Raw genomic sequence first — 627 nt, forward strand, 5'->3', positions numbered from 1 at the left:
ATCAATATCACGCGCCTGATTAAACTGAAGATGCTGATAAACAACCTGAATCTGCGGATCAAAAACAACACCTTTATACCCTGTTGCAAACGTTCTACCACTCGTTAAAGAACCGCTAAATTGTTTACCCTTTAACGCCACAACCTTGCCCCGTGCAAGGGTCAAAACATCACCCTTAAAAAGACCATACGATACTACCCCATCCATATAAAAACCGGTATCATGCTGCAAATTTCCATAAGCAGCAACAGACCATTTATTAAATGCGCTTTTTTTGCTTTGTTCAACATCCTGAGGGTGTAGAGAAAGATTTCCATAGTTCCCCAAAACTCCAAAGAATGTACGACCATATAAACTCTCAATCTCGTTTAACAAAACACCTGCTTGAAATGCATTATAATCGAGCTCAGCACCATAACCATATTCAAAAGCAGATAAATTGGAAGCATAGTGATGGCTCCCCCCATAAGCACGCAGAAAAAAGGCTGTCTTTTTATCATCTTTCCAGGAGGAATGAAAAGCATTCCGCATTGTCTCTAACGTTTTATTTTGCGTGGTCATATCCACTAAACCAGCATGAAATAAGGCATTTGGCAAAAGAAGATAAGTTGGAACCTGTGGAACAAC

General features: G+C 39.9%; 1 protein-coding gene. It reads right to left on the reverse strand.

Features of this window, described 5'->3' with window-relative positions; all coding sequences use genetic code 11:
- Positions 1-627: autotransporter outer membrane beta-barrel domain-containing protein (locus ACFILO_RS09700; RefSeq protein ID WP_375678238.1), on the reverse strand; the 627-nt coding region annotated here is incomplete at both ends.

This window comes from Bartonella sp. AP72JLCBS, from assembly GCF_042195705.1.
GTDB lineage: Bacteria > Pseudomonadota > Alphaproteobacteria > Rhizobiales > Rhizobiaceae > Bartonella.